Genomic DNA, 3,019 nt, shown 5'->3' with positions numbered 1-3,019 from the left:
CCGAAGCCACCACCCCACGCCCACACGACCCCGCCACCACACCCACAGCCCCCTCCACAACCTCACCCTCCACCACAACCCCAGCACCAGCACCAGCACCAACCCCAGGAGCCTCCTCCACAATCACATGCGCATTCGTCCCACTCATACCGAATGCGGACACACCAGCCCGACGGGGTTGGCCCGTCTCAGGCCACTCCCGGGCCTCGGACAGCAACTCGACTTCGCCGGCGGACCAGTCGACGTGCGAGGAGGGCGTACCCACGTGCAGGGACTTGGGCATGACCCCGTGGCGGATGGCCGACACCATCTTGATGATGCCCGCGACACCGGCCGCCGCCTGGCCATGGCCGATGTTGGACTTGATCGAACCCAGCCACAACGGACGCCCCTCGGGACGGTCCTGGCCATACGTGGTCATCAGGGCCTGGGCCTCGATCGGGTCACCCAACGACGTACCCGTACCGTGCGCCTCGACCACGTCGACGTCCGACGGACGCAGACCCGCGTTCTCCAACGCGTGCCGAATCACCCGCTGTTGGGAAGGACCGTTCGGCGCCGTCAGACCATTCGACGCACCATCCTGGTTCATCGCCGAACCCCGCACCACCGCCAACACCCGGTGACCGTTGCGCTGAGCATCCGACAACCGCTCCAACAACAACATCCCCGCACCCTCAGCCCAGCTGGCGCCGTCGGCGTCGTCCGAGAAGGGCTTGCTCCGACCGTCGGTGGCGAGCGCGCGCTGACGGCTGAACTCGATCAGGGAGATGGGGGTGGCCATCACGGTCACACCACCGGCGAGGGCCATGGTGCAGTCGCCCTCGCGCAGTGCCTGGCAGGCCGAGTGTAGTGCGACCAGCGACGAGGAGCAGGCGGTGTCGATGGTCAGCGCGGGCCCTTCCAGGCCGAAGGTGTACGCCACACGACCGGAGAGCACACTGGGCGAGTTGCCGGTACCGAGGAAGCCGCCGAAGTCGTCTTCGGCCGCCGCCAGCAGACCGCCGTAGTCCTGGTACGTGACACCGGCGAACACACCCGTCTCACTGCCCCGCAGGGTCTGGGGGTTGATGCCCGCGTGCTCGATGGCCTCCCAGGAGGTCTCCAACAGCAACCGCTGCTGCGGGTCCATCGCCAACGCCTCACGCGGCGAGATACCGAAGAACCCCGCGTCGAACCGGCTGGCGTCGTGCAGGAACCCACCCTCGTGGACGTAGCAGGTACCGGGGTTGTCCGGGTCCGGGTCGTAGAGGGCGTCCAGGTCCCAGCCACGGTCGGTGGGGAAGCCCGAGATGGCGTCGGTACCGCTGGCGACCAGGTCCCACAGATCCTGGGCACTCTTCACCCCGCCCGGGTAGCGGCAGCTCATGCCGACGATCGCGATCGGATCGTCGGTCACCGCCTCCACACGACGGGTCCTGCCGGTCGACTGCTCGGCTTCGAGGTCTCCCAGGAGTTCGGAGCGCAGGTACTCGACCAGTACACGCGGAGTCGGGTAGTCGAAGACCAGGGTCGCCACGAGGCGCAACCCCGTCTCCTCGCTCAGCGCCTGCCGCAGTTCGACGGCCGTGAGTGAGGTGACCCCGAGGTCGCGGAAGGGCAGGTGCTCGTTGAGCATCTGGCCGCTGGGCTGTTCGAGGATGATCGCCGCACGGCGGCTCACGATCTCCAACAGCACCGCCCGCTGTTCCTCGACCGGCAGTACGGCCAGGCGAGCACGCAAGGCGTTGCCGCCACCGGAGACCGCCGCGGCGGCCTTGCGACGTGCCGGAGTACGGGACGTACGGGAGTCCGCAGCCGCCGGGGAGGCAGCGTCGGCCGGTGCCTCCACCACGGTGGTGAGCTGTTCCGGCGAGTAGGGGCGGAGCGTCAACGCCTCGGCGGTCAGCACCGGGTCACCGGAGCTGTCTCCCAGCGTGACGCGGTAGCCGCCCTCTCCCAGGGAGGTCAGGGCCACACGCAGCATGGAGGCGCCGGTGGCGTGCAGGGTCACGTCGTTCCAGCAGAACGGCAGCATGGGGCCGTCCGTTCGCTGGTCGTAGGACAGGACCTGAAGTGCCGCGTCGAGTACGGCCGGGTGGATGCCGAACCGGTCGACCTCACCCCGGTGTTCGTCAGCGAGCGTCACCTCGGCGAAGAGTTCTCCCCCACGCCGCCATACGGCGCTGAGCCCCTGGAAGACCTCGCCGTACTCGAAACCGCCCTCGGCCCGGAGGCCGTAGTGCTCGGTCACGTCCACGGGCTCGGCCTCCGGCGGCGGCCAGGCCACCAGCGGGGTGTGCGAGTTGCCGTCGACGGCTCCCAGTACGCCACGTGCGTGCCGCACCCAGCTGGAGTCGTCCACATCCGGGCGAGAGGAGATCGTGAAGGCACGCCTGCCGTTGTCGTCGGCCGGGTCGACGACGACCTGGAGGCGAACAGCCTGGTCCTCCCGCAGTACGAGGGGAGCTTCGAGGAGGAGTTCCTCCACTCCCTCGTAGCCCAGTTCGTCGCCGGCGCTGATGGCCAGCTCCAGGTATCCAGTACCGGGGAACACCATCTCCCCGGCCACCTTGTGGCCAGCGAGCCAGGGCTGCGCGGCGACGGACACCCGGCCGGTGAGTACGTGGCCACCGCCGTCCGCGAGTTCGACCGCCGCGCCGAGCATCTGGTGCTCCACCGGGTCCGCCCCGATGGCACCGACGTGCAGCGGGCCGCTCCCGCCTTCGAGCCAGTAGTGCCGCCGCTGGAAGGCGTAGGTGGGGAGTTCGACCATCTTGGCGCCGGTGGGGGCGAAGAAGGCCTTCCAATCCACCTCCACACCCCGCACCCACAGGCGGGCCAGAGCATTCACGACGGTTTCCGGCTCCGGGCGGCCTTGGCGCATCAACCCGACCGCCTCTACCTCACCCACACACGATTCGAGGATCGAACCAACCAGAGCGCTGTCCGGCCCCACCTCCACAAACCGCGACACCCCAAGCTCTTCCGCCCGCACAATCGCATCCGAGAACCGCACCGTCGACCGCAACTGCTCCAC

Annotated in this window: 1 protein-coding gene; it reads right to left on the bottom strand. The window is 68.8% G+C overall.

All coding sequences use genetic code 11. From position 1 onward, the window contains the following. Positions 1-2,893 (bottom strand): beta-ketoacyl synthase N-terminal-like domain-containing protein (locus ABZT14_RS25530; RefSeq protein ID WP_356306899.1); only part of this gene is annotated, 2,893 nt, incomplete at its 3' end. Between the last annotated feature and the right edge of the window lie 126 nt (positions 2,894-3,019).

Source organism: Streptomyces sp. NPDC005438 (assembly GCF_040606315.1).
In the GTDB taxonomy this organism is placed as follows: Bacteria; Actinomycetota; Actinomycetes; order Streptomycetales; family Streptomycetaceae; genus Streptomyces.
The sequence above is the reverse complement of the archived record's forward strand: the minus strand, read 5'-3'. Positions and strand labels throughout refer to the sequence as shown.